This window comes from Desulfobotulus alkaliphilus, from assembly GCF_007830435.1.
Classification (GTDB): Bacteria; Desulfobacterota; Desulfobacteria; order Desulfobacterales; family ASO4-4; genus Desulfobotulus; species Desulfobotulus alkaliphilus.
The window spans coordinates 30,259-56,821 of record NZ_VLLC01000015.1 but is presented as its reverse complement, the minus strand read 5'-3'; the positions used below and the strand labels follow the sequence as shown (position 1 = coordinate 56,821).

Sequence of the window (26,563 nt, the reverse complement as noted above, 5' to 3'; positions counted from 1 at the left end):
CCTGACCCTTTTACTTTTTATTCCTTTACCCGCTCCACATACTGGCCCGTACGGGTATCAATGCGTATTTTCTCTCCCTCCTCCACAAAGGAAGGAACCTGAACGGATACACCGGTTTCAAGAACCGCAGGCTTGGAATTCCCTGAAGCGGTATCCCCCTTTACCCAGGGTTCGGCTTTGGTCACCACAAGGTCGATAAAATTGGGCAGGGTCACACCAATGGCTCTACTGCCCCAGAAAAGAACACTGCATACCGTATTTTCCTTCAGAAAGTCCGTGACTTCCGACACCTGCTCCGGCGTGAGAAATTCCTGCTCAAAGGTTGTGGTATTCATAAAGCAGTAATTTTCTCCGTCCATGTAGGAAAATTCCATGGTACGCTCTTCAAGATCGGCCTTGTTGAATTTTTCTCCGGAACGGAAAGTCCGGTCAAACTGGCTGCCGTTTATCATATTTTTAAGGCGGCACTTATAAAGGGCCTGCCCCTTGCCCGGCTTTACAAAGTCAAACTGGGTAACGACATATGGGTCACCCTCGTACTCAATTTTAAGGCCCTTACGAAGATCGGAACAATCAAGCATACATCATCTCCTTTTCATTCATCCAGAAAAAACAGGGAAGATCATACATCCGCCCCCAAAAAAAGCCTCCTTGGAAGGAAGCTTTCTGATCATAAAAAATCCGCTCACACATTCCAAGATACCGGATTTCAACAGCATAATGCCAAAGACTGTTCCTGAAAAATCTTACCCGGAACCCTGCTTGACAAGACTTGCCGTTTCTACCATATTTTCAAAAGCTTCGCAATTCTTCATCCATGGCTTTCCTTTTGTCTTTCTGGCCTGAAGGATTCCATCTTGCAATTTCAGACAATTTGTTGGAAAAAAGGCCAGTTTTTTTTCTTCCACAGACCCTTCCCTCCCTTTAGGAGTATCCCGATGATTCTCATTATTGATTTCGGTTCCCAGTTCAACCAGCTCATTGCCCGCAGGGTAAGGGAGCATTCCGTTTACTGCGTGATTGAACCCCCTTCCGTTTCCGTGGAAAGCATAAGGGCCCTGAAGCCCGAGGGCATCATCCTTTCCGGCGGCCCGGCCAGCATTTATGATGAAAACAGTCCAAGGGTAAATCCCGCCATTTTTGAAATGGGGATTCCTGTGCTGGGTATCTGCTATGGCATGCAGTTCATGGTGGACACCTTTGGAGGCTCCGTAAAAAAATCTGAAAAAAGGGAATACGGTTTTGCCACCTTAAATATCCGCAGCAGGGAGGATCTTTTCGCAGGTCTTGAAGACAGCACCTGCTGGATGAGCCACGGAGATTCCATTGATACCCTGCCCGAAGGTTTTGTGAGCATGGCAGACACGGCCAATACGCCCGTGGCCGCCTGTCATTTTCCCGAAAAGAAATTCTATGGCGTCCAGTTTCATCCGGAAGTGGAACATACAAAAGAGGGCCGGAAAATCATTGATAACTTCCTTTCCATCTGCCAGTGTTCCCGTAACTGGACCATGGCTTCCTTTGCAAAGGAAACCATAGAAGATATTAAAAAGACCGTTGGCGGGCAGAAAGTGGTTCTGGGACTCTCCGGCGGTGTGGATTCTTCGGTGGCTGCGGTGCTGATCCACAAGGCCATTGGCGATCAGCTCACCTGTATTTTTGTGGATAACGGACTTCTGCGCAAAAATGAGGCGAAAACCCTTGAAGAGGTTCTTACCAGAAATCTCCAGATGAATATCCGCTTTGTGGATGCAAGGGAACGCTTTCTCTCAGCCCTTGCCGGAGTTACGGACCCTGAAACAAAGCGGAAAATCATCGGCAATCTTTTTATTGAAATCTTTGACGCTGAAGCCGGAAAAATTGAAGGGGCTGCCTTTCTCGGTCAGGGGACCCTGTATCCCGATGTCATTGAATCCAGATCCGCCTTTGGCGGCCCTTCCGCAGTGATCAAAAGCCATCACAATGTGGGCGGGCTGCCTGAAACCATGAACCTGAAGCTGCTGGAGCCCCTGCAGTATCTGTTTAAGGATGAGGTGCGCATTCTCGGTAAGGAGCTGGGGCTCAGTGATGAGATGGTCTGGCGTCAGCCCTTTCCCGGCCCGGGTCTTGGCATACGGATTCTTGGAGAAATTACCGAAGAGCGCCTAAATATTCTGAAGGAAGCCGATGCCATTCTCCTTGAAGAAGTCAAGGCGGAAGGCATTTACAAGGATCTCTGGCAGAGCTTTGTGGTGCTTCTTCCTGTCCGGACCGTGGGTGTCATGGGGGATCACCGTACCTATGAGTTCACCTGTGTCATACGGGCCGTGAACAGCAAGGATGCCATGACCGCAGACTGGGCCCGGCTGCCCCACGAGTTTCTGGCAAGGGTTTCCAGCCGCATCATCAATGAAGTCAGGGGCATCAACCGTGTGGCCTATGACATCAGCTCCAAGCCTCCGGCAACCATTGAGTGGGAATAAGTTGTTTCTGCCATCTTAATGAAAAAAGGATAAGGTTCTGTCATGTCCCTGCGGGAAAACAATGATCATACAGCCTTTGAAACCGAACGCCTGCAAAAGCGTATGGATGGACTCTCTTTTCGCCTGACACTGGCCCTTCTTGTCACGGCAGGTCTTCTGGCAGGCATTCTCTTTACCCTGTACGCCAGAGTACAGCAGGATATGAAAGCCATTCATCTGCAGCAGGCAGCCGTCCTTTCCGACAGCAAGCCTTTGGAGCAGAAGGTGTTTGAACTTTCTGCCCGTTTCGAAGACCTTTCCGATATACTGAGCCAGCAGACACAGGCCCTCAGCAGGCTTCAGCAGCTTATGGAGGAAACCCGGAAAAACGCTCAGGAACAGAACAAAACCCTCAGCAGTCAGATCAAAGAATTTGACAGGCGGCTGGCATCCGTGGAAAATCAGGAAAAACCCGATGCAGGAATTCTGAAAACCCTCAGCGAAAACCTGACCCGGACCCGGAACACCCTCCAGGCGGAGCAGGAAGAGCGGAAAAAACTGGCTGCTGAACTGGCAGCACAGACCAGAGAAAACACAAGACTGAGGCAGGTTCAGGAAAACCAGAAAAATGAACTGGCACAACTTCTTAAAAGCACAAAAGAAATGGAACAGGCCAGAAAAAGGGATACCCAGCTTCTGCAGAATCTTCAGAAAGAACAGCAGAATCTGAAGAACAATTTTGAAATACCCGCAGATGTGGCAAGAAAATCAGATCTTGATAATATCATCCGCCGCAGCGAAAATGAACGGGCTTCCCTCGAAAACCGTATCAACAGAAAATTCCAGCAGCTGCAGGTGGCCCTTGATGCGGCCTTAAGGGGTGGGAGTCCCGCTGCCGATGGCAGCCGTACACCAGTCGCACCCATTGTTGAACAGGAGCTGCTGACCGAATAATAACCTTTTCTGATTACCACTGTCTTTCAGCCATACAAACCTTAATCATGGAAATTATAAGATCAGATTTTACGCATGTTAGCTTAGCACCCGTAAAGGGTGCCCCTACACAAAACAGGGCCGTAAAAACCATTCGTAGGGGCAGGCCTTGCGCCTGCCCGTATTAAAGCTCGCACCATAGGCCTGACAACAACCGGACCAGCAAGCTGTGGCTGAGTCAGGGTAGTAATCAGATAACCTTTTATGACCGGAGGCAAAGATGAATGACAATCATATTCTGGCTGCCCTCAACCATCCTGCCGTACAAAGGGTCCTCTTTCATCCCAGAGCCGATCATGCCCCTGCTCCCCTGCCCCCCACCTTTCTGAAAGATATCCATACACCCGAAGGCATAAGACTTTCCGGTGAATATCACAGCTGTGGCCAAGCCGAAGCCCCCCTGCTGCTCTTTTTCCATGGCAACGGAGAAATAGCCTCGGAGTACAGGGATCTGGCCCCCTTTTTCACAGCTCTGGCATGGGATTTTCTGGTGATGGATTACAGGGGATACGGAAGATCCCAGGGAGAGCCCACGGCCATCAGCCTGCAGGAAGATGCCCTCTTTATCTTTGACACCCTTTACAGGGAAAACCCGGCAAGGCCCCTTGCCCTTATGGGACGCTCCCTGGGCAGTGCGGCTGTTCTGTACATTGCCTCCAAAAGATCCGAATCCATTAGCGCCCTGATCATTGAATCGGGTTTTGCCGACACCCAGCCCCTGATCCGTCTGCTGGGGGCGGATATGAGGGCCCTCGGCATTCCGGAGGATGCCGATTTCGGCAACCTGAAGGGGGTTCAGTCCTTTGCTGGTCCCACCCTCATCATCCACGGGGAAAACGACCATGTCATCCCCATCCATCAGGCTGAAAAACTGAAGAAAAATGCTTCGGGCCAGCCCCTTGACATGCTTGTCATTCCCGTTGCCGACCACAACACACTTTTTTATTATGGACTCAAACCCTATTTCGCAGCTCTGGGAGAGCTGCTGGAGAAGGCTCTGAATGCCCGGATATAAGGCGCACCTCGGTTTTGGTTCTACCCTTGGCATCCTCTGCCTTGCGGGACTTTTTTTCTGGGAGCTGTACCGGCCACCTCTGGAAACCATGGCCATTCTCATGGGACTCTGTCTTATAGGATCCCTGACGCCGGATGTGGATACGGATTCCAAGGGACAGAATCTTGTATACAGTCTTCTGATTCTTTTTGATCTTTTTCTGATTTTCAAGGGGGAGTATAAATGGGCCGCCATACTGGGTTTCTGCGCCATGCTGCCCGCCATCGGGCATCACAGGGGCTGGACCCATTCATGGTGGGCCATGCTGGTCATTCCCCTGCCCATTCTGGCAGCACCGGTCTATCTTTTTCATCAGCCATGGCAGCAGGTACTTCCCTATTACCTCGCCTTTGTGCTGGGCTTTTTTTCCCACCTTCTTCTGGACCGCAGGTTTTTCTGATCATTTACTGCGCCCGCATTTCAGGGATACCGTCCATGGCCACAAGAAGCACCCCAAGGCCCGCATCCATGGGTTCCGTCTGGTAGGAACCCTTCCATCCCTTTTGCATATCCAGAACAATGCGAAGCCTGTCTTGGTGGGCAAAGTGACGCACACGGGTTATGTGAAGACTGTCAATATCTATCCGCTGCTCTGATCTGTAGGGCGACTCCAGACCTTTCAAATCCAGAACAATCCGTCTGGGATTTTCAAGGCTAAAGCTTTCCACATCATGGATGGCAGCTCCTGCGATAATCACAAGGCGACCGGCGGACGCATCAAAGCGGATTTCTTTCAAAAGGGGTCTTTTTTTCACTTCCACATCTTTTTTACGGATTTCCTTCACCTCAGCTGAAAGATCAGAGACCGCTTCCATCCTGTCCATGTCAGACATCTTTTCCCCGGCAGGGGCTTCATCCCAAACAATGATTTCTTCAAAGGCCGCAGAAACTTCTTCAGAAGAGTCCGCATCATCCACTCCATGATCTTTCAGATCTGAGACTTCCGCAGAAAAAAAATCACTGCCCTTATGTTCTTTCCGGGCCATCCGGTCGTCCCCATTTTTTTCCCCTCCATGGACAGGGATCATGGAAGTTTCGGATCCCGGCGGAGAATCTCCGAAGGACTGAGTTCTCGATTCTGGAACGGAAATAAGATAACGGCCGGAATTTTTGCTCACATCTGTCTCAAGAATCGCTCCGGTTCCGTTGTCGGTACCCATGAGCTGCAAGCCAAGAATGATACTCCATATGAAAACAAGCAGTATGCCAACACCTGCAAATCCCCACTTCACCATTGCAAATCCTCCTCACTCCTGTTCAGGCATCTTTATACTCCAGATTGCCCATCAGCGAAAAACCAGCCCTTGGCCCATTGCGGCACTTCCTATGAAATATTTGATATCTGATAAGATCCTTCAGAGCCTGTTCAGAATAATTTATTTTTCCCCGTGACATAATTCCATTCATCTACGATAAAGGCCGCATGAAAACCAGACTTTTTTTAAGGCTTTCAAAAAACCTTAAACCATAAACCACTGCTTTCATTTGTTTTAAGGTAATTATTCAGCACAGTTTATTCCGAACTGCCAATGCTGTAATTGCCGCAGCTTCGTACTGTTGCAAGGCTCCGTGGCTATTTGCAAGGGACATTGCAATCGTTTCGGATTCCGGCACTCAAGCCATAAATCTAAAGCCTGCAATGAAAACAATGGGCTTTTGAAAGCTTGAGTGCCGGATTGCGTCACGGGCAAATAGCCTGGGGCCTGTGCATCTGCCTTGCAGGTATGGTACTTGGAAAGCTGTGCTAAACAGTTACGTTTTAAGCACTTAAAAAACACTGTTTTTTTCCCCATTACCATCTATGAAAAGCCACCAGGTCAAATCTGTATTTGACAAAAAAGGAATCTTGGGACTATGCCACTTTTTCATGGCTGTTCCCAGGCCCGTCACACCATTTTGTGCCCCTAACCCGAAAACAGGACTTAGCGGAATGCAGACAGCATCAGAGAGCAACCGGCCATGGCAGGTCTTTTTCCTTGTGGCCATCGGCGTTTTCATGTCCACCCTGGACAGCAGTATCGTGAATGTCGCCCTCCCTGCCATTCTCAAAAATTTCAGCACCAGCCTTGCCATGACCGAATGGGTGGTCATGATCTATCTGCTTACCATCACCTGTTTTCTACTGACCTTTGGCAGGCTGGGAGATATACTGGGCCGTAAACGTATCTATGCCACAGGCCTTCTTGTCTTCACCCTTGCTTCCATGCTCTGCGCCATGGCCCCCACCGTTCATATGCTCATAGCTGCCCGTCTGCTGCAGGGACTGGGTTCTGCCATGATCATGGCCTGCACCCCTGCCCTTCTGGTGGATGCCTTTCCCGACTCCCAGCGGGGCAGGGTGCTGGGACTCAATGGTGCCGTTGTTGCCTGCGGTCTCACCGCCGGCCCTGCCATTGGCGGTTTTCTTCTTTCCCTTGGGTCCTGGCGGCTCATTTTTTATGTGAATATCCCCATCGGCCTTATGGCAGCGGTGCTTGTCTTGATGATACTCCGTGAATCCGGCCATAAAAGCCGTATCAGCTCCTTTGACTGGCAGGGCACCCTGCTGGCCGCCTTAAGTCTCGGCCTCCTGCTCATGGCCCTCACCCACGGCTATGACTGGGGATTCAGCTCCTTTTCCTTTATCACAGTACTGGTATCCAGTCTCCTCTGCATGGCTCTTTTCATTTTAACGGAAAAAAACAAAAAAGATCCCCTGCTGCATATCTCCCTTTTTCAGAACCGGCTTTTTGCCCTGCCTGCCCTCTGTGGCCTGCTGCTCTTCTGCAGTCTTTTTTTCATGGTCTTTCTCATGCCCTTTTATCTCATGCTGTTTGCAGGCTACTCCAGTGCCCTGACGGGGAAAATGCTGATGATTCCCTTTGCCTTTCTGCTGGTATTTTCTCCCCTTGCGGGCATTCTTTCGGACCGCATGGGTTCCCGCCTGCTTTGTACGGCAGGACTTTTTATCATGGCCTGTGGCCTGACACTTCTCTCCGGTCTCAATGCCTCCCATGGCGTATGGGATATTGCATGGCGTCTGGCTCTGGTGGGTATCGGTACATCTATTTTCGTCTCACCCAACTCCGCCGCCGTCATGGGCGGAGTTCCCCCGGCCCACAGGGGTTCCGGCGGAGCGGTTCTTGCCTCGGCCAGAAACCTTGGCATGGTGCTGGGTGTAGCCCTTGCCGGTGCCATATTCCATTTTGTTTTTGACAGCCGAAGCGGCGGGGCCTCCCTTTCTGCACTGTCAGAGGAAAATATGACAATCTTCCTTGATGCCTTTCGCATGGCCATGGGGGCAGGGGCCGCCATTGCCTTTTTCTCCATGATTCCTTCATGGATGCGGGGACGGGAAAAATGAGACCCTTGACCGCAGGTGGATAGATCCTTATTCTTGCTGAACTGATTCTGATCATAAACCGTTCACCATGCCTATATCTGAAAAACAAGGAGTATTATCCATGACGCTGCCAGAACCCGGTGAGGGCTACATCCACCATCCGGAAAAAGGCCCCCTTCACTATATCGACTGGGGCGGTGAAGGCCCCATGGCCCATCTGCTCCATGCCAATGGCTTCTGCGCCGGCACCTATGACCCCCTGATCCGTCTTATGTCTGAAAAACTGCATGTCATCGGCAGCGATGTCCGTGGCCATGGCAGCTCCCTTTCCCCCGTTGAGATGCCCATACGCCACTGGAAGATTTTTGCCGATGATCTGGAATTCATGGTCTCCAGTCTGATGCAGCCCCCCGTCATCGGTATCGGTCATTCCTTAGGGGCCGTTACCACCCTCATCACCGCAGCCAGACATCCGGAACTTTTCTCATGTATTATCCTCATGGATCCGGTAATTCTGCCGCGGCGTTATCTCATGTTCATGGGTTTTTTACGCATGACCGGACTCATCGGACAGTTCCCACTGGCCAAAGGCGCAAGGCGGAGAAAATTTGTTTTCCGGGGCAAGCAGGAAGCCCTGTCCCGCTTCACCGCAGGCCGGGGTATTTTCAAAACCTGGGATCCTTCCTTTGTAGATGCCTACCTTGAATGCGGCCTGCTGGAAGTGGATGAGGAAACGGCCATTTTAAAATGTGACCCGGAACTGGAAGCCCAGATCTTTGAGTCCGTGCCTGCCGATATCTGGTCCTATGCAAAAAAAGTTCAATGCCCGGTCCTTGCCATACGGGGAAAAAAATCCGACACCTTTGTTCAGGATGCCGCAGACAGATTCAGCCGCACGGTAAAGGACTGCGAACTGGTGGTGGTGGATAAAAGCGGACATTTTGTTCCCATGGAACAGCCTGCGATCTGTGCGGAACACATCCTTGACTTCATAAAGCGAAAAGGACCGGGAATCCATGAAACTGCAGCGGCTTGAAAGGCAGCAGATTCTTAAGGGCAATATGCAAGAAATCTGGACCTTCTTTGCCGACCCCTGCAACCTTGAAAAAATCACACCGGAGTGGATGCATTTTGACATCCGCTCCGGCCATGGACACCCCATGTTTCAGGGACAGATTCTCGCATACCGTATCAAAGCCATCGCAGGCATTCCCATGACCTGGATCACGGAAATCACCCATGTGAAGGAGGGTGAATATTTTGTGGATGAGCAGCGCTTCGGACCTTACCGTTTCTGGCATCACCTGCACCGCTTCAGCCCCTGTGATGGGGGTATTCTCATGGAAGACCGCATCCATTATGCCCTGCCCATGGACCCCTTCAGCAGGGCTGTTCATCCCTTTATAAGAAAAAAGCTGGAAGCGGTTTTTGATTACAGAAAAGGGGCCATTCAGCTATTTTTTTAAGTGCTTTCAGTCCGGATTCACGAAAACCCTATTCATCCGGGATCGTCAGCTGCCCCATAAAACACCCCGCATCATTTCCTATGCCCCCCGTAACAAGGGGGGCTTTTTTTTCTTCCTCTGAAGATTCCAGAACCACTCCGGACAATACGGCCACGCCATCGAGATCAAAGCCTGCGGAAATTTTTGTGGGATAAGGGGCATAAACAGGATTCCCAAAACTGTCCTTCAGGCTGCCATCCCCCTTCACATCCACAAGCCGTACATAAACAATGCGGCTGAGATCCACCTCTCCTCCAATCACAGCATCTTCTTCCTTCAGCTGATCCAGATCAAAGGGTGTGCCAAAACCAGCCCTGTATTTTCCGGCAAAGCCGTCAATATGGGTGGGATTTACGTGGCCAAAGGCATGGACAGGATTTTGGGTAAGGGATTCGTTGGGGAAACGAACAAAGGTTTGCCCGTCCGTGGAAACTTCCACAAAGGCCAGTTCCAGAAAGGTATCGCTGAAACTATTTGAAAAAACAGCCAGGTTATACCCCTTTTTATTTTCTATGGGATAATCAAAGGTCAGGGTAAGGCTGCCGCCCCATCCAAGGGAAACCACATCCGAAGTGATGCCGCTGGCTCTGCCAAGGGCTTTGTCAGGTTTCATCCATGGATCTTCCACAGCTTCTCCGGGCAAATACTCCTGCCAGCCCGAAGCCCATCCTATAATTCCTTCATGGTCCATGGGAATGGCCGTGGAACCTGCCCTCCCCGCCTCCGGAGCATGGGGCCCCTCACCCGCCAGGCATAAAAGGGGCAGAAGCAGTAAGAGCATAAACATAAAAGGGGGCAGACCCCTTTTATGCATGACTCCTTTTATGTTTATGTTTAAAACCATAAGGTCACCCCCGCTTTAAACTGCCTGCCCGGCATGGGATAAAAGGCCCCTGAATAGGCAGCCATCGCATAATCTTCATCCAGCATATTGTTGATTTCCATGAAAATTTCCAAGCGTGCCCTGTTCAGACGGGCCCGTATATCCCAGACATGGAAGGCATCCAGCTTTTTTTCTCTGTTATCAAAGTCATTGCCGTCATAGCGGCTGTCAAACCATCGGCCAGCCAGATAAAATCCCAGCACTTCCACAGGCTCCCATGAAATCTGCAGACCAGCATGGCGCTCCGGTACAAGGGGAATGACCTTGTCCTTTTTTTCAAAGCGGGCCTGCATCAGGGTCATGTCCAGCCGAAAACTCAAAAAAGGTGAAGGGTAGAGGCTTAAGGAAGTTTCAAGCCCCCGCCTCAGGGTTGTATCTTCGTAATTGCGGTTTTCCTGCAGAAGACTGTCATAATAGATTTCATCATCCGCCTCCATGGAAAAAAGCCCGGCCTCCAGCCGAAAGCGGCCTGGCTGAAAAGACCGTAAACCAAGTTCCATGTGTCGGGTTTCCTGGGGTTTCAAATCCTTTGAAGCCTTTGCCAGCTCATCCACATTGGGACTTCTGAAACTGCTGGCATAGGAGGTGTAAAGATGGATTCCGGAGTTGATTTCATAGACAAGTCCCGCATCCCAGGCCTGCTTTGTCCATGTGGCACTCCTCAGGCTGTGCTGTCGCCACCCCTGAGAATCCATTCTGTCATAGCGGTAATCCGCATCCACATGATGGTAGCGGCCTCCCAGCGTGAGGCGCAGGGAATCCCTCAGGGCAAAATCACTGGCTGCAAAAACACCATATTCAATGATTCTTCCATTGTGGCGACGGGCCAGATTGGCATCGGGATCTGTTCTTATATAATGGCTTTCCAGATGATCAAAACCCAGATGCAGGCTGTTTCCGGCCAAGGGAAGGTGATAGTCCGTGCGCAGTATTTTTTCCGTAAGCTCTATGTCCACGGGCAGATTGTCTCGCCCTTCGCTGCTTAGCCTGCCCGTCATATCCATCTTCTGATCCCTGTACCGCAGGCTGCGCTGCAGCTTCAGGGTTCCGAAGGAATCAAAGTCCCCTTCTGCCCTGGCCGTGAATCTTTTTTCAAAGGTTTCTCCGCCATCATGGGGGGTGGAGGCACTTTTACGGGGCCTGCCCCCGGTGACAGGACCGGGAAGACCATAAGTATCCCCATGAACATGGCCGGACAGGCCAAAGGAAAACGGACCTTGTTGATCCAGACGCAGATCCAGTCCCGCATCCTTTACATTAAAATCACTGTTCTCCCGGTAACCGCTGGTTTCATGATGCCCGCCATACAGACGGAAACTGAAATCCCTGCTGCTTCCGGAAGTCTGGATGCGGTTTTTTCTGTACCCGAAGCTTCCCGTCTCCGAGAAGAGGGTGGCAGAAAGTGCCGTGGGTTTTTTGGTGATGATACGAATCACACCGCCCACAGCCCCGCTGCCCCAGTGCACGGCACCGCTGCCACGAATGATCTCTATGCGCTCAATGTCTTCCATGGCAATGGTGGAAAAATCCACACCTGAAAGATCCCTTGCATTCATGGGAACATCATCCAGCAAAACCAGAACATTGCTGGATGATGTGTCTCCCATGCCGCGGATGTCCAGCCCTCCGGACTTTCCCACGCCTTCTCTGGGGACAAGCCCCGCCTCCCTTGCCAGCACCTCCACGAGGCTGGTACCGGGCATGCGCCTGAGGTCTTCTTTGTCCAGCACCTGAACGGGTCTGGCAAGCCGTTCCGTCCCCTTATCCTCCCGGCCTGCCGTCACCACAAGGGTTTCAAGCTGAACCGGCTCACCAGAGGCCGAACCGGGCCAGAAGGAAAAAAACAAGGGGCCAAATAACAGGAAAAGAGCAGCACGGGCCGGACTCATATTAAAATCCCAGAGAATTGATAAAGCAGCTGGAGCTGGAACCTTCCGCTTCCTTGATGCGGGGTCCCCCCACATTGTCCATGGCAAAGTAGGCGGGGGTGTTCATGCCCCACTCACCCACATCCGTGGATTCAAGGGAAAAGGAGAGGCGTTTTACTGGTCCCATGGAGGCAAGATCCACCCATTTCCATGTATCCAGAATATAAGGGCTGGACGCACCTGAGCGGAAATCCGCCAGATAAACCACCTGCCGACCTGCTATATCGCCTGCTGAATTGCGACCTTCTATGGTCAGTTTGAACCAGTCTCCCTGTTCAAATTTTTTAGCATACTGATCCCCTTCTTTCATGGACCAGTAGGCATAGGTGGTGTTAGTCACATAAAGACCGGGGAGGGTGTGGGGAAAGTCCAGAACCAGTTCAGAGTCTCCATCAAAAGAAGAATAAAATCCCACAGCATAGGTGCTGGAACCATCAATTCCTTCTCCGGTTATGGCGCTGTACTGGTTGGACAAGCCTCTTGTCCAAGTATCGATTTTAGTCGAAAGGGCAAAGCCGCTCCAGGAACCCCACTCCTGATTATAATTATTTTTAAAGGAGATGGTGCCAGACCTTATTTCCCCGCTGCCATCACTGCCGTTCCAGTAACCATCTTCAAAATGTTTCCGGTCCACATCTTCAAAGGTTGCGGGAACAAAATTCTGGGCCCAGAGATAAAGGGGAAGAAATCCCGTCAGCAGTACCAGAACCAGACTTTTTATCCATGCCTGTCTTCTCATCATTTTCCTATCCTTTCCAATGTCAATCCATTTAAGTCAAAACACACCCTTACAGGGAGCGTTTCCAGAGCATCCTCAAAAAAACGGGGCCACCGATTACAGCCGTTAAAATACCCACGGGCATTTCCGTAGGTGCCACAAGAGTCCTTGCCAGCATGTCGCAGAAGGCAAGAAAAGCCCCCCCTGCCAGAGCGGAAAAATAAAGTCCCGTCCGCATGTCCGGGCCGGAAATTCTCCGTACCGCCTGGGGAATGATCAGGCCCACAAAGCCGATGGGACCGGAAAAAGCCACAGCCGCCCCCACAAGGCATCCCGTTGCAAGGCAGATGCGAAGCCGCACCCGGCGTACGGGTACCCCATGGGCCCTTGCAAGGACCGGATCAACGGCCATGAGATTCAAGGCCTGACCCAAGGGAAAAAGCAAAAGACTTCCTGCAATTACAAAGGGAAACATGGCCATGAGACTGTCCCATCCCACCACATCCAGCCCGCCCATGAGCCAGCGGTCCATGACCACAAGCCTTGATGGATCCACAAAATAGCGGATCAGCATCATCAGGGCACCGCAGAGAATATTCACGGTGACACCGGCAAGGATCACCGTTTCCGCAGCACCGCCGAAACGGGAAGCCAGTTTCAAAGAAAGCCCCACAGCCATGAGAGATCCTGCAAAGGCCAGGATCTGCACAGACGAAAAGGGGCCGAGGTACACAAGCCAGACAGGAAAGGAAAGGGCCATGGAAGCCCCTACGGCGGCACAGCCTGCAATGCCCAGAACAAAAGGCTCTGCCAGGGGATTTTCCAGCATCACCTGCAGGGCACTGCCGCAGGCGGCAAGCCCCATGCCGCAGACAAAGGCCAGCAGCACCCTTGGAAAACGGTGATGCAGAAGAATTTCTGCAGCAAGGCTTCTTTCCCCGGAAAAAAGTTCAAAAAAAGCAGCGGGTGGTGTTGCTTCCGCCCCGAAAAATGGAAGAATACACAGTGCCCCGGCAGCCAGAAAGCCGTAGACCAGCCAGTGAATTTTTTCTGCACTACCAATCACAGGAATTTTTTCCTCTCCGGTAACAGCACCCTGCCACCTCTGCCATCGGGATGGGGCCATACGGCCATGGATCTGCCATAGGCTCTGGCAAGCACTTCGGAATTCATCACATCAACAGGTTTGCCTCTGGCCAGAATCCGTCCCTGATCCATAAAAATCAAAGTATCCGCAAAGGCTGCGGCCAGATTGATGTCATGGCTCACCACCAGTGCCCCGGCACTGGCCCTTGTTTCTTTTTGCAGAAGGGAAAAGAATTCGGCCCCGTGGTGGGGATCAAGGCCTGTGGTCGGTTCATCCAGCAGCAGATAGTCGGGATTTCTGCAAAGTACAGAGGCCAGCAGCACCCTTTGCCGTTCTCCACCGGAAAGATCGGAAATAAAACGGTCTTTCAGATGCAGTATCCCGGTTTTTTCCATGGCAGCCAGTGCCGCCTCCCGTGCCGAAGCCCTTCCGATATGCCCGCCATCCACGGGAAAACGGCCCATGGCCACGACAGCATCCGTCCGGAAAGCATAGAGGGAGCGTACGGCCTGGGGAAGATAGCCCACCCGGACCGCCACCTCCCTGCGCTGGAGCTGTGCCACGGGCCGTCCTTCCAGCAGCACCCTGCCCCTGTCCGGCCTGAGTACGCCGGCAAGAATCTGCAGGAGGGTGGATTTGCCCCCGCCATTGGGTCCGATGATGCAGCAAAGCCCTTTCTGCGGAACCTCCACATCCAGAGGGCCGAGCAAAAAATCATTTTCCCGGGAAAACCCAAGGGCTTCACCCCTTAATTCTCCCATGCCATCATCTCCTCCATCACCTCCCCCAAAAGGGCCGCTGCTTCCGGAATACGGGGACCGGCCATCTGCAGATGGGTTGCTGAAAGCGCCCGGATACGGCCATGCCGCACCGCAGGCAGGGGACCAAGAGACCGCCATTTTCTGACAAGATCTTCCGGAGCTGGCGGGGACTCTCCGGGTAACAGTTCAAGGATGATATCCGGCTGACGCATGAGAATGGCTTCCTTGGAAATGGAGGGATAGCTCTGGGGATGGTCGTCAAAAATATTTTTTCCCCCGGCCAGTGCGATGAGTTCGGTAAGGTAGGAGTTTTTTCCTGCGGTCATGATCTGGGAAAGGGTGCCGGGTGTTGTTCCCAGCACAAGGAGTACGGCGGGAGGGTGGGCTCTCTCATATCGTATGCGGATTTTTTCCAGCTCTGCTTCCAGAGAATCAACAAGTTTTACGGCTTCATTTTCACGTTCCAGGGCCCTGCCCAGAGCAAGGATGCCTTGTGCAATGGAAGCCCTGTTTTCCATGCTCACCCGCAGCACGGGAATGCCCTGTCTGCGGCAGTATGTATCCACCTTTTCATGCCTGCCCTGCAGAATGACAAGGTCGGGCCTGATGGCGGCTATGCGCTCAAGATTGGGGTTGAAGTACCCCCCTACCACCGGCAGATCCAGTGCCTCGGGAGGCCATGAGGTATATTCCGGAATGGCTGCCACCATGTCTCCCGCTCCAAGCGCAAACACGGCCTCCACAAGATTGGGAGCCATGGGCAGAATGCGCCGGGGTTCGGCGGAAAGAACAAAGGGGAAAAAAAGAAGAATGATCCCGATCAGGGCAGCATTTTTTTTCATTCAGGATACCTGCACCGTAAAAAAAGTCACTTACAGGACCTGATGGGGAAAAGAAGGAAGGAAAGAAAATATCCGTAAAAATCCATGGGCCGTATGAAAATGCCCGTTCTTACGAAAAAACCACATGCCTGAACACGCTTTCCAAAAGAAAAAACAAGGTTCATGCAGAGGATCCGCCCTTAAGGGGTCTGGATCATTCTTTCCGCCCTCTGATCCTCAAGAGGTCGGGGAAAAAGCTTTCAGGGCAGGTCTTCTGACTTTCCGGATCATCTGTTTTTTAATGGCCTTCCCATCCTTTTCAAGGACAGTGACACTTTTATAAAAAACATCCCCGGTTACAGCGGTGGGCCCGTTCCCGATTTTCACGGGATTCCCTATGAAGCGCAAAGCGCACCCTGAACGCAACGTTTCTGTCATGGACTCTGAAAAAACTCAAGGGTTCTTATTGAAAAAAAGTTTCTTGGGAATGGCCGTCATTGCTTATCCATGACGGCCTTTGCAGGATTTTTTCAGGCTTTATCCCCTTCAAGAATAAATTCCCAGGCACACCACCATTCTTCCGGATGGGCATCCGGAGGACAGGCCACGCACCGGGTCTTAATTCTGGGATCTATTTCCCTTGCAAAGAAAGGATATTCAACCATTCCTGCACTTTTACATGGATAATCCTCAAGGCCTTTACGTTTACGTGCATCCTGCACACGGCACTTGTGCATGCGGAAAACAAATCGGTCCGGTCCCGTATCTTCGATGCTCTGCTCATTGATGAAGGCGTAGAGCCTGTAATTCAATGCTTTTTTCAGCCCTTCCAGTCCGGGGTTTTTCCCAAGACCGAGGCTTTTACGGATCATGGCTGCTTCAAAGGGAGAAAAGTGCGCCCAGCAGGAATCATTGCAGCGCTTGGCATCGTTCATGCCATGTTCAAATTCCACTCCCTGAAACCAGAGACCATCCAGAGCCAGCCAGTTCTGGGAAACCGCATCCCTGAGTGCCAGCCTCTTTTCTTCGGGCAGATTCAGCAGGGGTTCGGGAAGACCGTCTTTCATGGAAAAACCAAGAACCTTTGCAAAACGGTTCATATATACGCCAAGAACCTTATCGGAAACCTCAGCGATCACCCCATGGCTGCGGTCCGGACCCAGCTGGTGCCTTACTTCGGCAAACCAGAGTCCGTAGTGAACCATGCTGCGGTGCAAAAGATCCATAAGCATGGAGACGGAAGCTTCCGGAGACTGCTTTTCATCCATTTTTTCTGACATCATCTCGCCCTTTCCAGATAAGTATAAAAGGATTCCATATCGGCCAGCTCTCTCCTGATACCTGTTTCAATATTTGAGATAAGGCTGCAAAACGAGGGCCATAGCACCCTTTGTACTGAAACTTCCTTTTTTCGATCAGGCCGTACAGGCCCGGCAGACTCCCCTTTAGCCGGGATGGAAAGAGTGGCCGCATCGTTGATTTTTTTTAAAAAAAACCTGAACCGTGCGAAATCGCCACATCCTTTTTTTAAACCATTTTTAAAAAGCCATGATTTCATTCAATAAAAGAGATTTTCAAGGTGAGAGTAACGTTTCGTGGCGTTTTATGCACACTTACGGCAGCGTCATATACAAAACATATGGAAATATAATTTACCTGTCTGCGATATGAAATACAGGCAAACCGTCTTCCAAATATATAAAAATGGCGTGGATAAAGAAGCGGCTTATCCTCCAAAACCAGTGAAACGCCTTTGCCTTAAGGCAGGAAGATCCTTTCAAAATAAAACTGGCATACCCATTGCACTACAAAACTCAAAATACAAATTTATCACTTGGGATGCATCCTGAATTTTAACCGGCAGGCAACACCTTAACCGACAATCCGGACAAAACACCGATCACCCATACAAGGCATGTTTTGTTGTCAGGAATCAGACGAAATGCAAGCCGTTCATCTGACGGGATACAGCATAAGGCATAAATAAGCAGGTCCATCTAAATGCTGAAACAAACTTTCAGCGTGCAGTTAACCTGAAGTCAGAAAAAGGATTGGTGAACATATGTATTTTTCCAAGGAAGTTCTGGAAAGTTCCAGCCGGATGCGCCAGAAGTGGGAAGATGAGGTAAAAAAGGTCATTGCCAAAGGCCCGGATCAGAAGCCCAGATGGTCAACGGTCTCAGACCTTGAAATCAAACGCCTTTACGGACCCGAAGACATTCAGCACATGGATTTTGAACAGGATATCGGGTATCCGGGACAGTTCCCCTTCATCAGGGGCAACCAGCCAACGGGTTACAGGGGAAAATACTGGACATTCCGAATGTTTTCCGGGATGGGCAATGCAAAAACCACCAACGAACGCTGGCATATGCTGCTGAGGGAAGGACAGACCGGGCTGAGTACGGCCTTTGATTTCCCCACACTGATGGGCTACGACACAGACTCTCCCAAGGCAAGGGGCGAGTGCGGTAAATGCGGTGTGGCCATTGATACCCTGGATGACTTCATGCAGCTTGTGGATGGCATCCCCATGGATCAGGTGACCACCTCCATGACCATCAACCCACCGGCAACGGTTTTATGGGCCATGTACTGCGCCGCAGCAGAACTTAAAGGAATCCCCCTTACAAAAATCGGGGGCACCATACAAAATGACATGCTCAAGGAATTCATCGCCCAGAAAACCCTCATGTGTCCTCCGGACCCTTCCGTAAAACTGGTCAGCGACACCGTTGAGTTCGGCGCCAAACATGTCCCCCGCTGGAACACCATCTCCATCAGCGGGTATCATATCCGTGAAGCCGGTGCCACGGCAGTGCAGGAACTGGCCTTCACCCTCAGGGACGGTATGGAATATGTGGAAGATGTCATCCGCCGCAAAGGGCTCCACGTGGATGCCTTTGCTCCGAGACTTTCCTTCTTCTTCAATTCCCACAGTGATTTCTTCGAAGAAATCGCCAAACTGCGTGCTGCCCGAAGAATCTGGGCCAAAGCCATGCGGGATCGTTACAAATCCCAGGATCAGCGTTCCTGGTGGATGCGTTTCCATACCCAGACGGCAGGATGTTCCCTCACCGCACAGCAGCCCTACAACAATGTAATCCGCACAGCCACACAGGCCCTTGCCGCCGTACTGGGCGGAACCCAGTCCCTGCATACCAACTCCCTTGATGAGGTGCTCTGTCTGCCATCGGATCATGCCGTGCAGATCGCCCTGAGAACCCAGCAGATCATAGCCGAGGAGACCGGTGTAGCCAATACGATTGATCCTCTGGCAGGCTCCTATTTTGTTGAGTCCCTTACCAATGAACTGGAAGAAAAGGCCTGGGAATACATCCATAAGATTGATGACATGGGCGGCATGGTCGCTGCCATTGAAAAGGGCTATCCCCAGCTTGAAATTGCCGATGCGGCCTATCATTTCCAGAAGCAGATTGATGCCGGTGAAAAGATCATGGTCGGCATCAACAAGTATGTTTCCGCCGAACCCTCACCCATTCCCCTTGTGGAAATTGACGATACCGTAGAAATTGAACAGATTAAAAGCCTTGAAGCCGTCCGGAGAAAAAGGGATGACAAGGCTGTCAAAAGATCCCTTGAAGACATTAAAAACGCCTGTAAAAAGGGTGACAATGTCATGCCCCACTGCATTGAAGCCGTTAAAAACTTCGCCAGCGTACAGGAAATCTGTGACGTGTACCGCGAGGTGTACGGAGAATACCGTGATCCGGGTCTCTACTGATCAGAAAAATATCTGAGGCCTGAAACCGGGAGGCAGGATGAAAAGGCATCCTGTGCCTCCCGACTCACCATGATTTGTGAAACTGGCTGTATAACGCGACATGAGCGCATGGAGGTATATCCATAATGTCAGAACATATTATTCGTGTGATGGTTGCAAAACCGGGTTTGGACGGTCATGACAGAGGTGCCAGGGTACTGGCCCGTTGTTTTCGGGATGCGGGTTTTGAAGTGATTTATACGGGCTGCCACCAGACCCCCGAACAGATTGCAGCGGCAGCCATTCAGGAGGATGTGGATGTGGTTGGCCTGAGCTGTCTCTCCGGTGCCCACCGCTACCTCTTCCCTGCCGTTGTGGAGCAGCTCAGGCAGCGGGGAGCCGATGACATTGACGTGGTTGGCGGTGGTATCATACCGGATCAGGATTTTCAGTTCCTTTATGACGCAGGCCTCAAGGCCCTGTTCACTCCCGGAGAAAAACTTGACGATATCGTGGAATGGTTCAGACAAAACGTCAAAAAGAGAGACTGATATGGTCGATAAAGTAAAAAAAATTCAATCCGGAGATGTAAGATCTGCATCACGTCTCATCCGTCATATTGAAGACAATGTGGCTGAAGCCCGCAGTACCATGAAGGATATTTTTCCCTTAACGGGCCACTCCCACGTTGTCGGCCTGACGGGTCCGCCGGGAGCGGGCAAAAGCACACTGGTGGACGGACTCATTGATGCTTTCCGTAAAATGGGAAGAACCGTAGGTGTCATCGCCGTGGATCCCACAAGTCCTTTCACGGGCGGTGCCATTCTCGGGGACCGCATACGGATGCAGCGCCATGCGGAGGATCCCGGCGTTTTCGTGCGGAGTGTTGCCACACGGGGGGCTCTGGGCGGACTTTCCAGAGCTGTGGGGGATGCCATCCACATCATGGATGTCATGGGTAAGGATGTCATTCTTGTGGAAACCGTGGGTACGGGTCAGCAGGAAGTGGACATCATGCACTATGCCCACACGGTTCTTGTGGTTCTCATACCCGGCATGGGCGACGACATTCAGGCCATTAAGGCGGGGATACTGGAAATAGCCAGCATCTTTGTCATCAACAAGGCGGAAAGGGAAGGATCTTCCAAGCTCCGCAGGGAGCTGGTGACCATGCTCAACATGGCACCGGAATCCGCCTTTCCCGGCGGCTGGCGACCTCCCATTCTGAAATGTGACAACGCCTTTGAGCCATCAGGTTTCAGTCAGAGCGTAAGCGATCTTGCATTAAGCATCAACGAGCACTACGAACATCTTGTCAGCAAAAGTCTCATTGGAAACTGGTCTGCCAGAAAGGCCGCAACGGAGTTCAATGAAGCCATCCGCTGTGCCATACTTGATCCCGTACTCAATGATCTCATGGCCAATGGCGAGTTGGATGCCATGATAGGGCGGCTTGTGAATAAGGAAACAGATCCCTACACACTGGCGGAAGAAATTGCTACCCGGTATTTAAAAAAAATGACCTGAAAGAATGCCTGGCTATCCGCCAGAGAATCCATTAATCCCAGACCCGGTTCCTCCTCAGCAGGGAACCGGGTTCTATTCCGGAGTGACAGCATATGGAAGAATCTATAGCAGCTACCATGGAGCGCCATAAGCGGGGACTGGTGCTTGTGATTACAGGGGATGGAAAAGGAAAAACCACATCCTGCCTGGGGCAGGCCCTGCGCAGCATCGGCCACGGCAACAGGGTTTTAATCATCCAGTTCATGAAGGGAGAAAAATATGGAGAAATACTTGCCATAGAAAACTACCTTTCAGAGAGGCTGACGGCAATCCAGTGCGGTCTGCCCAGTTTCGTCATGAAGGAAAACCCTGCACCTCTGGATGTGGAACTGGCTCAGGAAGGACTCAAAATCGCCGAAAAATCCATTGCCTCAGGTGAATATCAGATGATCATCCTTGATGAAATCAATGTGGCCATGGATTTCGGCCTGATTGAGGTGGAAGATGTTGTTGAACTGATCCGAAACAAGCCACCCATGATGGATCTCGTTTTGTCCGGCCGTTATGCTCCCGTGGAAATCATTGAACTGGCGGATATGGTCAGTGAGGTCAGGGAAATCAAACACCATTACCATCAAGGTGTTACGGCAAGGGCGGGCATTGAACACTGAAAAACCCTCTCCATGGGCCTTCTGTTCTGCTGAAGGACCCCATGGAAACAAAGAAAGGGGGTCAGAAATGACCCGTCAGGTCCGGTCACATGCCCCTGTCGTGCATCCTGAAAACCCGGAATTTCTCAGTGACATTTCATCCCGTCTGATGCAGGAAGGCGCTTTTGCCACAAAAATCGTAAAAAGCTCAGCGATTCTCGTGGATGAAAGGGTGCGAATGAAATGCCTGATTCCCCTCTGTGACAGTTACGGCAAAAATCTCATGTGCCCTCCCCTTGTTGTTCCTTCCTTTGGATTTTTCCGGAAAGCACTGGCCCGTTACAATGCGGCCATTCTCATTCAGGTAAAAGCAGATCTTCTAAAAACAGATCATTTTAAAAAGGACCTTCCGGACAAACCCGATGAAACAAGGAAAGCGGACATCTACGCCCCTGCCGGAAAACTGCATCACCTTGTTAATCAGGCGGAAAAATGGGCTTTTGAGTACCGCTACCGCTTTGCTCTGGGACTGATAGGAGGATGCTGCCGTCTCTGTGATGAGTGCGTGGCCCTCACCGGAGGGACTGCCTGCCGTCATCCCTTTAAAGCCCGTCCATCCATGGAAGCCATGGGTATTGATGTACTGGCAAGCCTTGAGCGGGCCGGACTGGACACAGCAGCTTTTCCCGTAGCTGACAGCGTAACATGGACCGGTGTTCTGCTGGTCTGAAGACCTTTACTTTACGCCATATCCTTATGCACCGGAGCAAGGTATGCTTTTTTAAAAAAAGAGTAACTGTTCAGCACGGGTTTCCAAGTATCATACCTGCAAGACAGATGCACAGGCCCCAGGCTATTTGCTCGTGACGCAATCTTATTCGGAAGCTTCTTGCCCTGTGCGGAAGCGGCAAAAACTCGCCGCCACAGGCAGGATAAGCTTTTTATTACCATGGCATGCCTTGGTACGCTGCCTTTGTGGCGGCTCAGACAGTTTGCCGCTTCTTTCGCACAGGCCTGCAAAGCTTTGATCCGAAACGATTGCAATGTCACTTGCAAATAGCCACGGAGCCTTGCAACAGTACGAAGCTGCTGTAACTACAGCATTGGCAGTTTGGAATAAGCTGTGCTGAATAATTACAAAAAAGATAAGGAAGGATGAACGGACATGGAAATCAGGATGCCCATCAAATCTTACGGAAACTACGTTGTTGCCATCCGTCAGAACAAGGAAGAAACCCGTGAGCGTTGTCAGCAGTTGCGGGTACGCAGGCTTTCTCCGGAAGAGCAGCAGAAAGCGTACAGGGATCAGGGTCTCAGCGAAGAGGCCATGCCCACCCACCAGATCATTTTCTATGATTTCGGATGCAAGCGAATCATAGAAGGAAAGCTTGCGGAAAATGAGGAGGACCGGACCGTATTTCAGGTACAGGACAAGGAGTACGTCTTTTTCCCCTTTGTTCCCAAAAGGCCATAGTATTTTTTAAAACGACTTAAAACCTTAGAGAATGTATAATCGTGGAGGACGCATCATGGAAAAGGAAGAATTGACAGAAAGTATCCGTCAGCGGGCCAGAAAAAATTTTTCCCTTGGGTATAACTGCGCAGAATGCATCACTGAAGCTGTTTTTTCCCTTGTGAACACGGGGATGCATGTGGATGTCAAAAAATGCGCCACAGGGTTTGGTGGTGGTATCGGCCTGTTCGGGGATACCTGCGGCGCCCTTGTCGGTGCTGTCATGGCCGTCAGTGCCGTGCATGGCAGAACGGAACTGCCTCCGGGAGAGGATCAAAAGGCAGTGGCAAAGCGGTCTAAGGAACAGCTTTACGGCAAACCCGGTATCTACAGAATTTTCAATCAGCTTCCCAACCGTTTCAAAGAACAGTTCGGCCATACCCTGTGCAGGGAACTGGCAGGAAAGTGGGAGTCTGAATGGCTGTGCCGCGACCATGCCCTGTACTGCCGTGAAATCATTACAGAGACTGCAGGTATTGCCGCAGATCTCATCCTTTCGGACAGGGATACGCTTGCCAGCCAGCCCTTTGGCAGCAATGTGGAAAATCTGGAAAACTGATCAGGCAAAAAAAACGCCTGTGCGGCCATGAAACCGTTAAAGGAAGCCTGGCCGGGGAGGGATAAAAATGATGGAACTGCAGACAGTGGTCATGGTCAACCATCCGGGGCATCCCTTTAACGGTTGCGTGGGAAGGGTTGTTGGCAGACGGGGAAACAGAACAGAGGATGACATCTGGCTTCTGATTTATTTTGCTTCAAAAATGAGAAGCTATCTCATCCCTGAATCCATGGTCTCCGTGCAGGACAGACAGGATGCACCCATGAAATTACGATGATGCTTACCGCTTGCAGATATTTCTGGTATACTGACAGGGCAGGCAAAAAAACAAACGACGGAAAACAACGATGAAGCTACTGGTTGTCGCAGCGATGTATACGGAAATAGAAGGCCTGATCCTCAGGCTCGGGGCAGAAAAATCAGGCAATCTGAACGGCATGGACTGGTATTTCAGAAAAATGAACCATGCTGCCATCCATCTTGTCCAGTGCGGTGTCGGCAAAGTCAACGCTGCGGCCATCAGTCAGCATGCCATCATCCTTTTTCAGCCGGATCTTCTCATCATCACGGGCATTGCGGGCAGCATGCATGGAAACAACAGAATCGGAGATATCATTATTGCAAGGGAGCTGGCCCACCATGATGTGAGCAGGGGGCAGATGAAGCACTGTTTTCCCTATCAGTCCGCCTTTTTTCCGGATGAAAAGGCTTTCCGTGAACTGCAAACCATGGGGCAGGAATATGAAGCAGGAAAGGTAAAATCCGGAAAAATTGTCAGTGGTGAGCGCTTTATCAAAGATTCTGAAAAAAAAAGAAAAATTCAGGAGGCCCACAGGCCGGACTGTGTGGATATGGAAAGTGCCGCCATCGCACATACGGCCTTTATCAACCATGTCCCCTTTGTCTGCATCAGAACCATCTGCGACCATGCCAATGACGATTCCCTTGAAGATTTTTCATCCTTTGAAAAGGAAAGTGCCGACCTGAGTTCCCGTTTTACCTTTGAGTTCATTATCCGTATCACGTGAAAATAACCCCTCCAGCCCAGCGCATGAATGCTTCCTGACCCTCCCCTTGCCCCGAAAATTCCATTGCAGGATCCCCTGCTGCATGACAATATACCTTTGAAGCGTCCATTTTCCCAGCAACCCCTTCAGAGGAGAACCCCATGCATGCTTTCATTACAGGTGGTGCCGGATTTGTGGGCACCCGCATCCTTTCCTTCCTGCTTGAAAAAGGCTTTGATGTTTCAGCGACAGACCTTGCCCCGTCTCACCCTTCCATCAGCCATGATCAACTCACCTATATTCAGGCGGATACGACCCTGCCCGGCCCATGGCAGAATGCGGTGGCAGATGCGGACCTTGTCATCAATCTTGCCGGTCGCAGCATTTTCCACTACTGGACAAAGGCTTCCATGGAAACCATGCGCAACTCCCGCATTCTGACCACAAAAAACCTTGTTTCTGCCCTCTCCGGCAAAAAAGATCAGACCCTGATTTCCACATCCGCCATTGGATATTATGGTTCCTGCGGCGAAGAAGTCCTCCGTGAAGACCATGGACCGGGCGAAGATTTCCTCGCAAAACTCTGTGTTGAATGGGAAGATGCGGCTCTGGCTGCGGAAAAAAAAGGGATTCGTGTGGTCTGCATGCGACTGGGCATTGTCTTGGGTGACAGGGGCGGCGCACTTTCCAAAATGATTCCCGCCTACCGCATGGGAGTGGGCGGACCCTTAGGATCAGGAAAACAGTGGATGCCGTGGATTCATGTGGAGGATATCCTTGCTGCCGTGGACTTTTTCATAAGCCATCCGGAAAGCGCAGGCCCTTACAATCTGGTGGGACCGGAGCCTGTCACCAACGCAGACTTTTCCCGCACCCTGGCACAACTCCTGAAGAGGCCTGACTTTTTCCGGGTTCCGTCCTTTGCCCTGCGTCTGTTCCTTGGAGAATTCGGAGAAATCCTTCTGGCAAGCCAGAGGGGAACTCCGGAAAGGCTTGAAAAAGAAGGATTTAAATTCAGATTTTCCAGCTTGGAATCCGCCCTTAGGGATGCCATTGAAGGCTGAAAAAGGAGTCTCCCATGAATATATATCCGGATATTCCCGCCACCATCGGCAGAACGCCCATGGTAGATATCACACCGGATTCCATGAAAAAAAAGAATACAAAAATCCTTGCCAAGCTGGAATTTTTCAATCCTCTGGGCAGTGTCAAGGACCGCATTGCAGAAGCCATGCTCAGTGCTGCTGAAAAAAAAGGTCAAATCGGCCCGGGTTCTGCCATCCTTGAACCCACCAGCGGGAATACGGGCATTGCCCTTGCGGCGGTCTGCGCAGCAAGGGGGTATCGTCTCACCCTGACCATGCCCGAAAGCATGAGTCTTGAGCGTAAAAAACTGCTGCGCTATCTCGGAGCCGAACTGATTCTCACCCCGGCAGCCGCGGGCATGGCCGGTGCCATTGAAAAAGCCCATGATATTTTATCAAAAAACCGGAAAATTTTTATGCCGGACCAGTTCTCCAATCCCGCCAACCCCGCCATCCATGAAAAAACAACGGCCCCTGAGATGGATGCGGCAGCACAAGGCCATGTCCATGCCCTTGTGGCCGGGGTGGGAACCGGCGGAACCCTCACAGGCATTGGCCGCTATTTTAAAAGGAAGAATCCTGATTTTAAAGTGGTTGCCGTAGAACCATCATCCTCTCCGGTTCTTTCCGGTGGTTCTGCCGGAACCCATAAAATTCAGGGAATCGGCGCAGGTTTTATTCCTGCCATTCTTGATACGGCTCTGATGGACGAAGTGATCCCGGTGAGAGACGAAGAGGCCATGGACATGGCAAAATGGCTGGCCCGGAGCCGTGGTATTCTCTGCGGAATTTCATCGGGTGCCGCTGTTTCTGCGGCCATGGCCCTGGGTGAAAGGGCTGAGTTCCAAGGAAAAACCATTGTGACCATTCTGCCCAGCACGGGGGAACGTTACCTCAGCACCGCCCTTTTTGACGATGTAGAATAAGTGAATAAAAAGTAATCTGATTACCACTGTCTTTCAGCCATACAAGCCTTAATAATAGAAATTTTATAACCAGATTTTGT

General features: G+C 51.2%; 28 protein-coding genes and 1 riboswitch. Of the genes, 18 read left to right on the top strand and 10 right to left on the bottom strand.

The genetic code is table 11. The features are described 5' to 3' along the window. Window positions 1–17 precede the first annotated feature (17 nt). Together efp and LZ24_RS17230 are read right to left on the bottom strand one after the other, a co-directional pair. Window positions 18–581, bottom strand: coding sequence for an elongation factor P (gene efp / locus LZ24_RS10370; RefSeq protein ID WP_144685210.1), 564 nt, complete (start codon window positions 579–581; stop codon window positions 18–20). 165 nt (window positions 582–746) lie between these two features. Then, window positions 747–908 (bottom strand): hypothetical protein, encoded by a 162-nt coding sequence (locus LZ24_RS17230; protein ID WP_186443065.1) that lies wholly within the window; start codon window positions 906–908, stop codon window positions 747–749. Between the two features lie 30 nt (window positions 909–938). Here LZ24_RS17230 and guaA point away from each other — a divergent pair, with 30 nt between their 5' ends. The 4 genes from guaA (at window position 939) to LZ24_RS10350 (ending at window position 4,888) form a co-directional block, all read left to right on the top strand. Continuing rightward, window positions 939–2,462, top strand: coding sequence for a glutamine-hydrolyzing GMP synthase (gene guaA, locus LZ24_RS10365; RefSeq protein WP_144685209.1), 1,524 nt, complete (start codon window positions 939–941; stop codon window positions 2,460–2,462). Window positions 2,463–2,504: 42 nt separating this feature from the next. Beyond that, on the top strand, window positions 2,505–3,395 hold the full coding sequence (locus tag LZ24_RS10360; protein WP_144685207.1) for a coiled-coil domain-containing protein: 891 nt from the start codon (window positions 2,505–2,507) through the stop codon (window positions 3,393–3,395). Between the two features lie 259 nt (window positions 3,396–3,654). Beyond that, window positions 3,655–4,449: an alpha/beta hydrolase gene (locus LZ24_RS10355; protein ID WP_144685205.1), complete on the top strand. Its 795-nt coding sequence runs from the start codon at window positions 3,655–3,657 to the stop codon at window positions 4,447–4,449. Next, complete coding sequence (locus LZ24_RS10350) at window positions 4,436–4,888, top strand: metal-dependent hydrolase (protein WP_144685204.1); 453 nt, start codon at window positions 4,436–4,438, stop codon at window positions 4,886–4,888. Before LZ24_RS10355 ends, LZ24_RS10350 begins: the two co-directional genes overlap by 14 nt. 4 nt (window positions 4,889–4,892) lie before the next feature. Here the strand turns inward: LZ24_RS10350 and LZ24_RS10345 are convergent, their stop codons facing one another. Then, window positions 4,893–5,723, bottom strand: coding sequence for an AMIN domain-containing protein (locus LZ24_RS10345; RefSeq protein ID WP_144685202.1), 831 nt, complete (start codon window positions 5,721–5,723; stop codon window positions 4,893–4,895). 695 nt (window positions 5,724–6,418) lie between these two features. On the opposite strand from LZ24_RS10345, the gene LZ24_RS10340 reads away from it, so the two are divergent. From LZ24_RS10340 to LZ24_RS10330, 3 genes are all read left to right on the top strand, one after another. Then, on the top strand, window positions 6,419–7,831 hold the full coding sequence (locus LZ24_RS10340) for an MFS transporter (RefSeq protein WP_186443064.1): 1,413 nt from the start codon (window positions 6,419–6,421) through the stop codon (window positions 7,829–7,831). Between the two features lie 100 nt (window positions 7,832–7,931). Further along, window positions 7,932–8,846, top strand: a complete 915-nt coding sequence (locus LZ24_RS10335) for an alpha/beta fold hydrolase (RefSeq protein ID WP_186443063.1) — start codon at window positions 7,932–7,934, stop codon at window positions 8,844–8,846. Beyond that, entirely contained in the window at window positions 8,827–9,276 is a 450-nt protein-coding gene (locus LZ24_RS10330; protein ID WP_144685196.1) for an SRPBCC family protein, read from the top strand. Before LZ24_RS10335 ends, LZ24_RS10330 begins: the two co-directional genes overlap by 20 nt. Window positions 9,277–9,304: 28 nt before the next feature. Here LZ24_RS10330 and LZ24_RS10325 read toward each other — a convergent pair whose 3' ends face one another. The 7 genes from LZ24_RS10325 to LZ24_RS10295 all read right to left on the bottom strand — a co-directional run bounded on the left by LZ24_RS10325 (window position 9,305) and on the right by LZ24_RS10295 (window position 16,796). Continuing rightward, window positions 9,305–10,102: a PEP-CTERM sorting domain-containing protein gene (locus tag LZ24_RS10325; RefSeq protein ID WP_144685194.1), complete on the bottom strand. Its 798-nt coding sequence runs from the start codon at window positions 10,100–10,102 to the stop codon at window positions 9,305–9,307. A gap of 47 nt (window positions 10,103–10,149) precedes the next feature. Next, window positions 10,150–12,087, bottom strand: a complete 1,938-nt coding sequence (locus LZ24_RS10320) for a TonB-dependent receptor (protein ID WP_186443062.1) — start codon at window positions 12,085–12,087, stop codon at window positions 10,150–10,152. 1 nt (window position 12,088) lies between these two features. After that, the gene (locus LZ24_RS10315) at window positions 12,089–12,868 is read right to left on the bottom strand and encodes a DUF4465 domain-containing protein (protein ID WP_144685191.1); all 780 of its coding nucleotides are present in this window, start codon (window positions 12,866–12,868) and stop codon (window positions 12,089–12,091) included. Window positions 12,869–12,914: 46 nt separating this feature from the next. Continuing rightward, entirely contained in the window at window positions 12,915–13,910 is a 996-nt protein-coding gene (locus LZ24_RS10310; protein WP_222427605.1) for a FecCD family ABC transporter permease, read from the bottom strand. After that, window positions 13,907–14,692, bottom strand: a complete 786-nt coding sequence (locus LZ24_RS10305; RefSeq protein WP_186443061.1) for an ABC transporter ATP-binding protein — start codon at window positions 14,690–14,692, stop codon at window positions 13,907–13,909. Before LZ24_RS10305 ends, LZ24_RS10310 begins: the two co-directional genes overlap by 4 nt. Continuing rightward, window positions 14,680–15,534 (bottom strand): ABC transporter substrate-binding protein, encoded by an 855-nt coding sequence (locus tag LZ24_RS10300; RefSeq protein WP_144685186.1) that lies wholly within the window; start codon window positions 15,532–15,534, stop codon window positions 14,680–14,682. Before LZ24_RS10300 ends, LZ24_RS10305 begins: the two co-directional genes overlap by 13 nt. Window positions 15,535–15,760: 226 nt before the next feature. Next, window positions 15,761–15,947, bottom strand: a riboswitch (cobalamin riboswitch). Window positions 15,948–16,043: 96 nt separating this feature from the next. Next, window positions 16,044–16,796 (bottom strand): DUF6125 family protein, encoded by a 753-nt coding sequence (locus tag LZ24_RS10295; RefSeq protein WP_222427604.1) that lies wholly within the window; start codon window positions 16,794–16,796, stop codon window positions 16,044–16,046. Between the two features lie 779 nt (window positions 16,797–17,575). On the opposite strand from LZ24_RS10295, the gene LZ24_RS10290 reads away from it, so the two are divergent. The 11 genes from LZ24_RS10290 (at window position 17,576) to cysK (ending at window position 26,483) form a co-directional block, all read left to right on the top strand. Beyond that, the gene (locus LZ24_RS10290) at window positions 17,576–19,258 is read left to right on the top strand and encodes a methylmalonyl-CoA mutase family protein (protein ID WP_144685184.1); all 1,683 of its coding nucleotides are present in this window, start codon (window positions 17,576–17,578) and stop codon (window positions 19,256–19,258) included. A 125-nt stretch (window positions 19,259–19,383) separates the two neighbouring features. Further along, window positions 19,384–19,788, top strand: a complete 405-nt coding sequence (locus LZ24_RS10285) for a cobalamin B12-binding domain-containing protein (RefSeq protein ID WP_144685182.1) — start codon at window positions 19,384–19,386, stop codon at window positions 19,786–19,788. Window position 19,789: 1 nt separating this feature from the next. Next, window positions 19,790–20,764 carry a methylmalonyl Co-A mutase-associated GTPase MeaB gene (meaB, locus tag LZ24_RS10280; RefSeq protein ID WP_144685180.1) on the top strand — a complete coding sequence of 325 codons (975 nt, stop codon included), beginning with the start codon at window positions 19,790–19,792 and terminating at the stop codon, window positions 20,762–20,764. 92 nt (window positions 20,765–20,856) lie between these two features. Further along, entirely contained in the window at window positions 20,857–21,414 is a 558-nt protein-coding gene (gene cobO, locus LZ24_RS10275) for a cob(I)yrinic acid a,c-diamide adenosyltransferase (protein ID WP_222427603.1), read from the top strand. Between the two features lie 67 nt (window positions 21,415–21,481). Further along, window positions 21,482–22,123 (top strand): DUF2284 domain-containing protein, encoded by a 642-nt coding sequence (locus LZ24_RS10270; RefSeq protein ID WP_186443060.1) that lies wholly within the window; start codon window positions 21,482–21,484, stop codon window positions 22,121–22,123. A gap of 435 nt (window positions 22,124–22,558) precedes the next feature. After that, window positions 22,559–22,867, top strand: a complete 309-nt coding sequence (locus LZ24_RS10265) for a hypothetical protein (RefSeq protein ID WP_144685176.1) — start codon at window positions 22,559–22,561, stop codon at window positions 22,865–22,867. A 55-nt stretch (window positions 22,868–22,922) separates the two neighbouring features. Beyond that, on the top strand, window positions 22,923–23,465 hold the full coding sequence (locus LZ24_RS10260) for a C-GCAxxG-C-C family protein (protein ID WP_186443059.1): 543 nt from the start codon (window positions 22,923–22,925) through the stop codon (window positions 23,463–23,465). 67 nt (window positions 23,466–23,532) lie between these two features. Further along, entirely contained in the window at window positions 23,533–23,742 is a 210-nt protein-coding gene (locus LZ24_RS10255; protein ID WP_144685172.1) for a hypothetical protein, read from the top strand. Window positions 23,743–23,812: 70 nt separating this feature from the next. Continuing rightward, window positions 23,813–24,493, top strand: coding sequence for a 5'-methylthioadenosine/S-adenosylhomocysteine nucleosidase (gene mtnN / locus LZ24_RS10250; RefSeq protein ID WP_144685170.1), 681 nt, complete (start codon window positions 23,813–23,815; stop codon window positions 24,491–24,493). A 140-nt stretch (window positions 24,494–24,633) separates the two neighbouring features. Further along, window positions 24,634–25,536, top strand: coding sequence for a TIGR01777 family oxidoreductase (locus LZ24_RS10245; RefSeq protein ID WP_144685168.1), 903 nt, complete (start codon window positions 24,634–24,636; stop codon window positions 25,534–25,536). A gap of 14 nt (window positions 25,537–25,550) precedes the next feature. Beyond that, window positions 25,551–26,483 carry a cysteine synthase A gene (cysK, locus tag LZ24_RS10240; RefSeq protein ID WP_144685167.1) on the top strand — a complete coding sequence of 311 codons (933 nt, stop codon included), beginning with the start codon at window positions 25,551–25,553 and terminating at the stop codon, window positions 26,481–26,483. Window positions 26,484–26,563: the final 80 nt, after the last annotated feature.

Excerpts from the sequence above, each read along its gene's own strand:
- LZ24_RS10315 (WP_144685191.1), bottom strand. The coding sequence starts at position 12,868 with ATGATGAGAAGACAGGCATGGATAAAAAGTCTGGTTCTGGTACTGCTG.
- LZ24_RS10265 (WP_144685176.1), top strand. The coding sequence starts at position 22,559 with ATGGAAATCAGGATGCCCATCAAATCTTACGGAAACTACGTTGTTGCC.
- LZ24_RS10305 (WP_186443061.1), bottom strand. The coding sequence starts at position 14,692 with ATGGGAGAATTAAGGGGTGAAGCCCTTGGGTTTTCCCGGGAAAATGAT.
- guaA (WP_144685209.1), top strand. The coding sequence starts at position 939 with ATGATTCTCATTATTGATTTCGGTTCCCAGTTCAACCAGCTCATTGCC.
- efp (WP_144685210.1), bottom strand. The coding sequence starts at position 581 with ATGCTTGATTGTTCCGATCTTCGTAAGGGCCTTAAAATTGAGTACGAG.
- LZ24_RS10300 (WP_144685186.1), bottom strand. The coding sequence starts at position 15,534 with ATGAAAAAAAATGCTGCCCTGATCGGGATCATTCTTCTTTTTTTCCCC.
- meaB (WP_144685180.1), top strand. The coding sequence starts at position 19,790 with ATGGTCGATAAAGTAAAAAAAATTCAATCCGGAGATGTAAGATCTGCA.
- LZ24_RS10360 (WP_144685207.1), top strand. The coding sequence starts at position 2,505 with ATGTCCCTGCGGGAAAACAATGATCATACAGCCTTTGAAACCGAACGC.
- LZ24_RS10285 (WP_144685182.1), top strand. The coding sequence starts at position 19,384 with ATGTCAGAACATATTATTCGTGTGATGGTTGCAAAACCGGGTTTGGAC.
- mtnN (WP_144685170.1), top strand. The coding sequence starts at position 23,813 with ATGAAGCTACTGGTTGTCGCAGCGATGTATACGGAAATAGAAGGCCTG.
- LZ24_RS10320 (WP_186443062.1), bottom strand. The coding sequence starts at position 12,087 with ATGAGTCCGGCCCGTGCTGCTCTTTTCCTGTTATTTGGCCCCTTGTTT.
- cysK (WP_144685167.1), top strand. The coding sequence starts at position 25,551 with ATGAATATATATCCGGATATTCCCGCCACCATCGGCAGAACGCCCATG.
- LZ24_RS10340 (WP_186443064.1), top strand. The coding sequence starts at position 6,419 with ATGCAGACAGCATCAGAGAGCAACCGGCCATGGCAGGTCTTTTTCCTT.
- LZ24_RS10270 (WP_186443060.1), top strand. The coding sequence starts at position 21,482 with ATGACCCGTCAGGTCCGGTCACATGCCCCTGTCGTGCATCCTGAAAAC.
- LZ24_RS10290 (WP_144685184.1), top strand. The coding sequence starts at position 17,576 with ATGTATTTTTCCAAGGAAGTTCTGGAAAGTTCCAGCCGGATGCGCCAG.
- LZ24_RS10350 (WP_144685204.1), top strand. The coding sequence starts at position 4,436 with ATGCCCGGATATAAGGCGCACCTCGGTTTTGGTTCTACCCTTGGCATC.
- LZ24_RS10335 (WP_186443063.1), top strand. The coding sequence starts at position 7,932 with ATGACGCTGCCAGAACCCGGTGAGGGCTACATCCACCATCCGGAAAAA.
- LZ24_RS10245 (WP_144685168.1), top strand. The coding sequence starts at position 24,634 with ATGCATGCTTTCATTACAGGTGGTGCCGGATTTGTGGGCACCCGCATC.
- LZ24_RS10345 (WP_144685202.1), bottom strand. The coding sequence starts at position 5,723 with ATGGTGAAGTGGGGATTTGCAGGTGTTGGCATACTGCTTGTTTTCATA.
- LZ24_RS10330 (WP_144685196.1), top strand. The coding sequence starts at position 8,827 with ATGAAACTGCAGCGGCTTGAAAGGCAGCAGATTCTTAAGGGCAATATG.
- cobO (WP_222427603.1), top strand. The coding sequence starts at position 20,857 with ATGGAAGAATCTATAGCAGCTACCATGGAGCGCCATAAGCGGGGACTG.
- LZ24_RS10355 (WP_144685205.1), top strand. The coding sequence starts at position 3,655 with ATGAATGACAATCATATTCTGGCTGCCCTCAACCATCCTGCCGTACAA.
- LZ24_RS10295 (WP_222427604.1), bottom strand. The coding sequence starts at position 16,796 with ATGATGTCAGAAAAAATGGATGAAAAGCAGTCTCCGGAAGCTTCCGTC.
- LZ24_RS10255 (WP_144685172.1), top strand. The coding sequence starts at position 23,533 with ATGATGGAACTGCAGACAGTGGTCATGGTCAACCATCCGGGGCATCCC.
- LZ24_RS10260 (WP_186443059.1), top strand. The coding sequence starts at position 22,923 with ATGGAAAAGGAAGAATTGACAGAAAGTATCCGTCAGCGGGCCAGAAAA.
- LZ24_RS10325 (WP_144685194.1), bottom strand. The coding sequence starts at position 10,102 with ATGTTTATGCTCTTACTGCTTCTGCCCCTTTTATGCCTGGCGGGTGAG.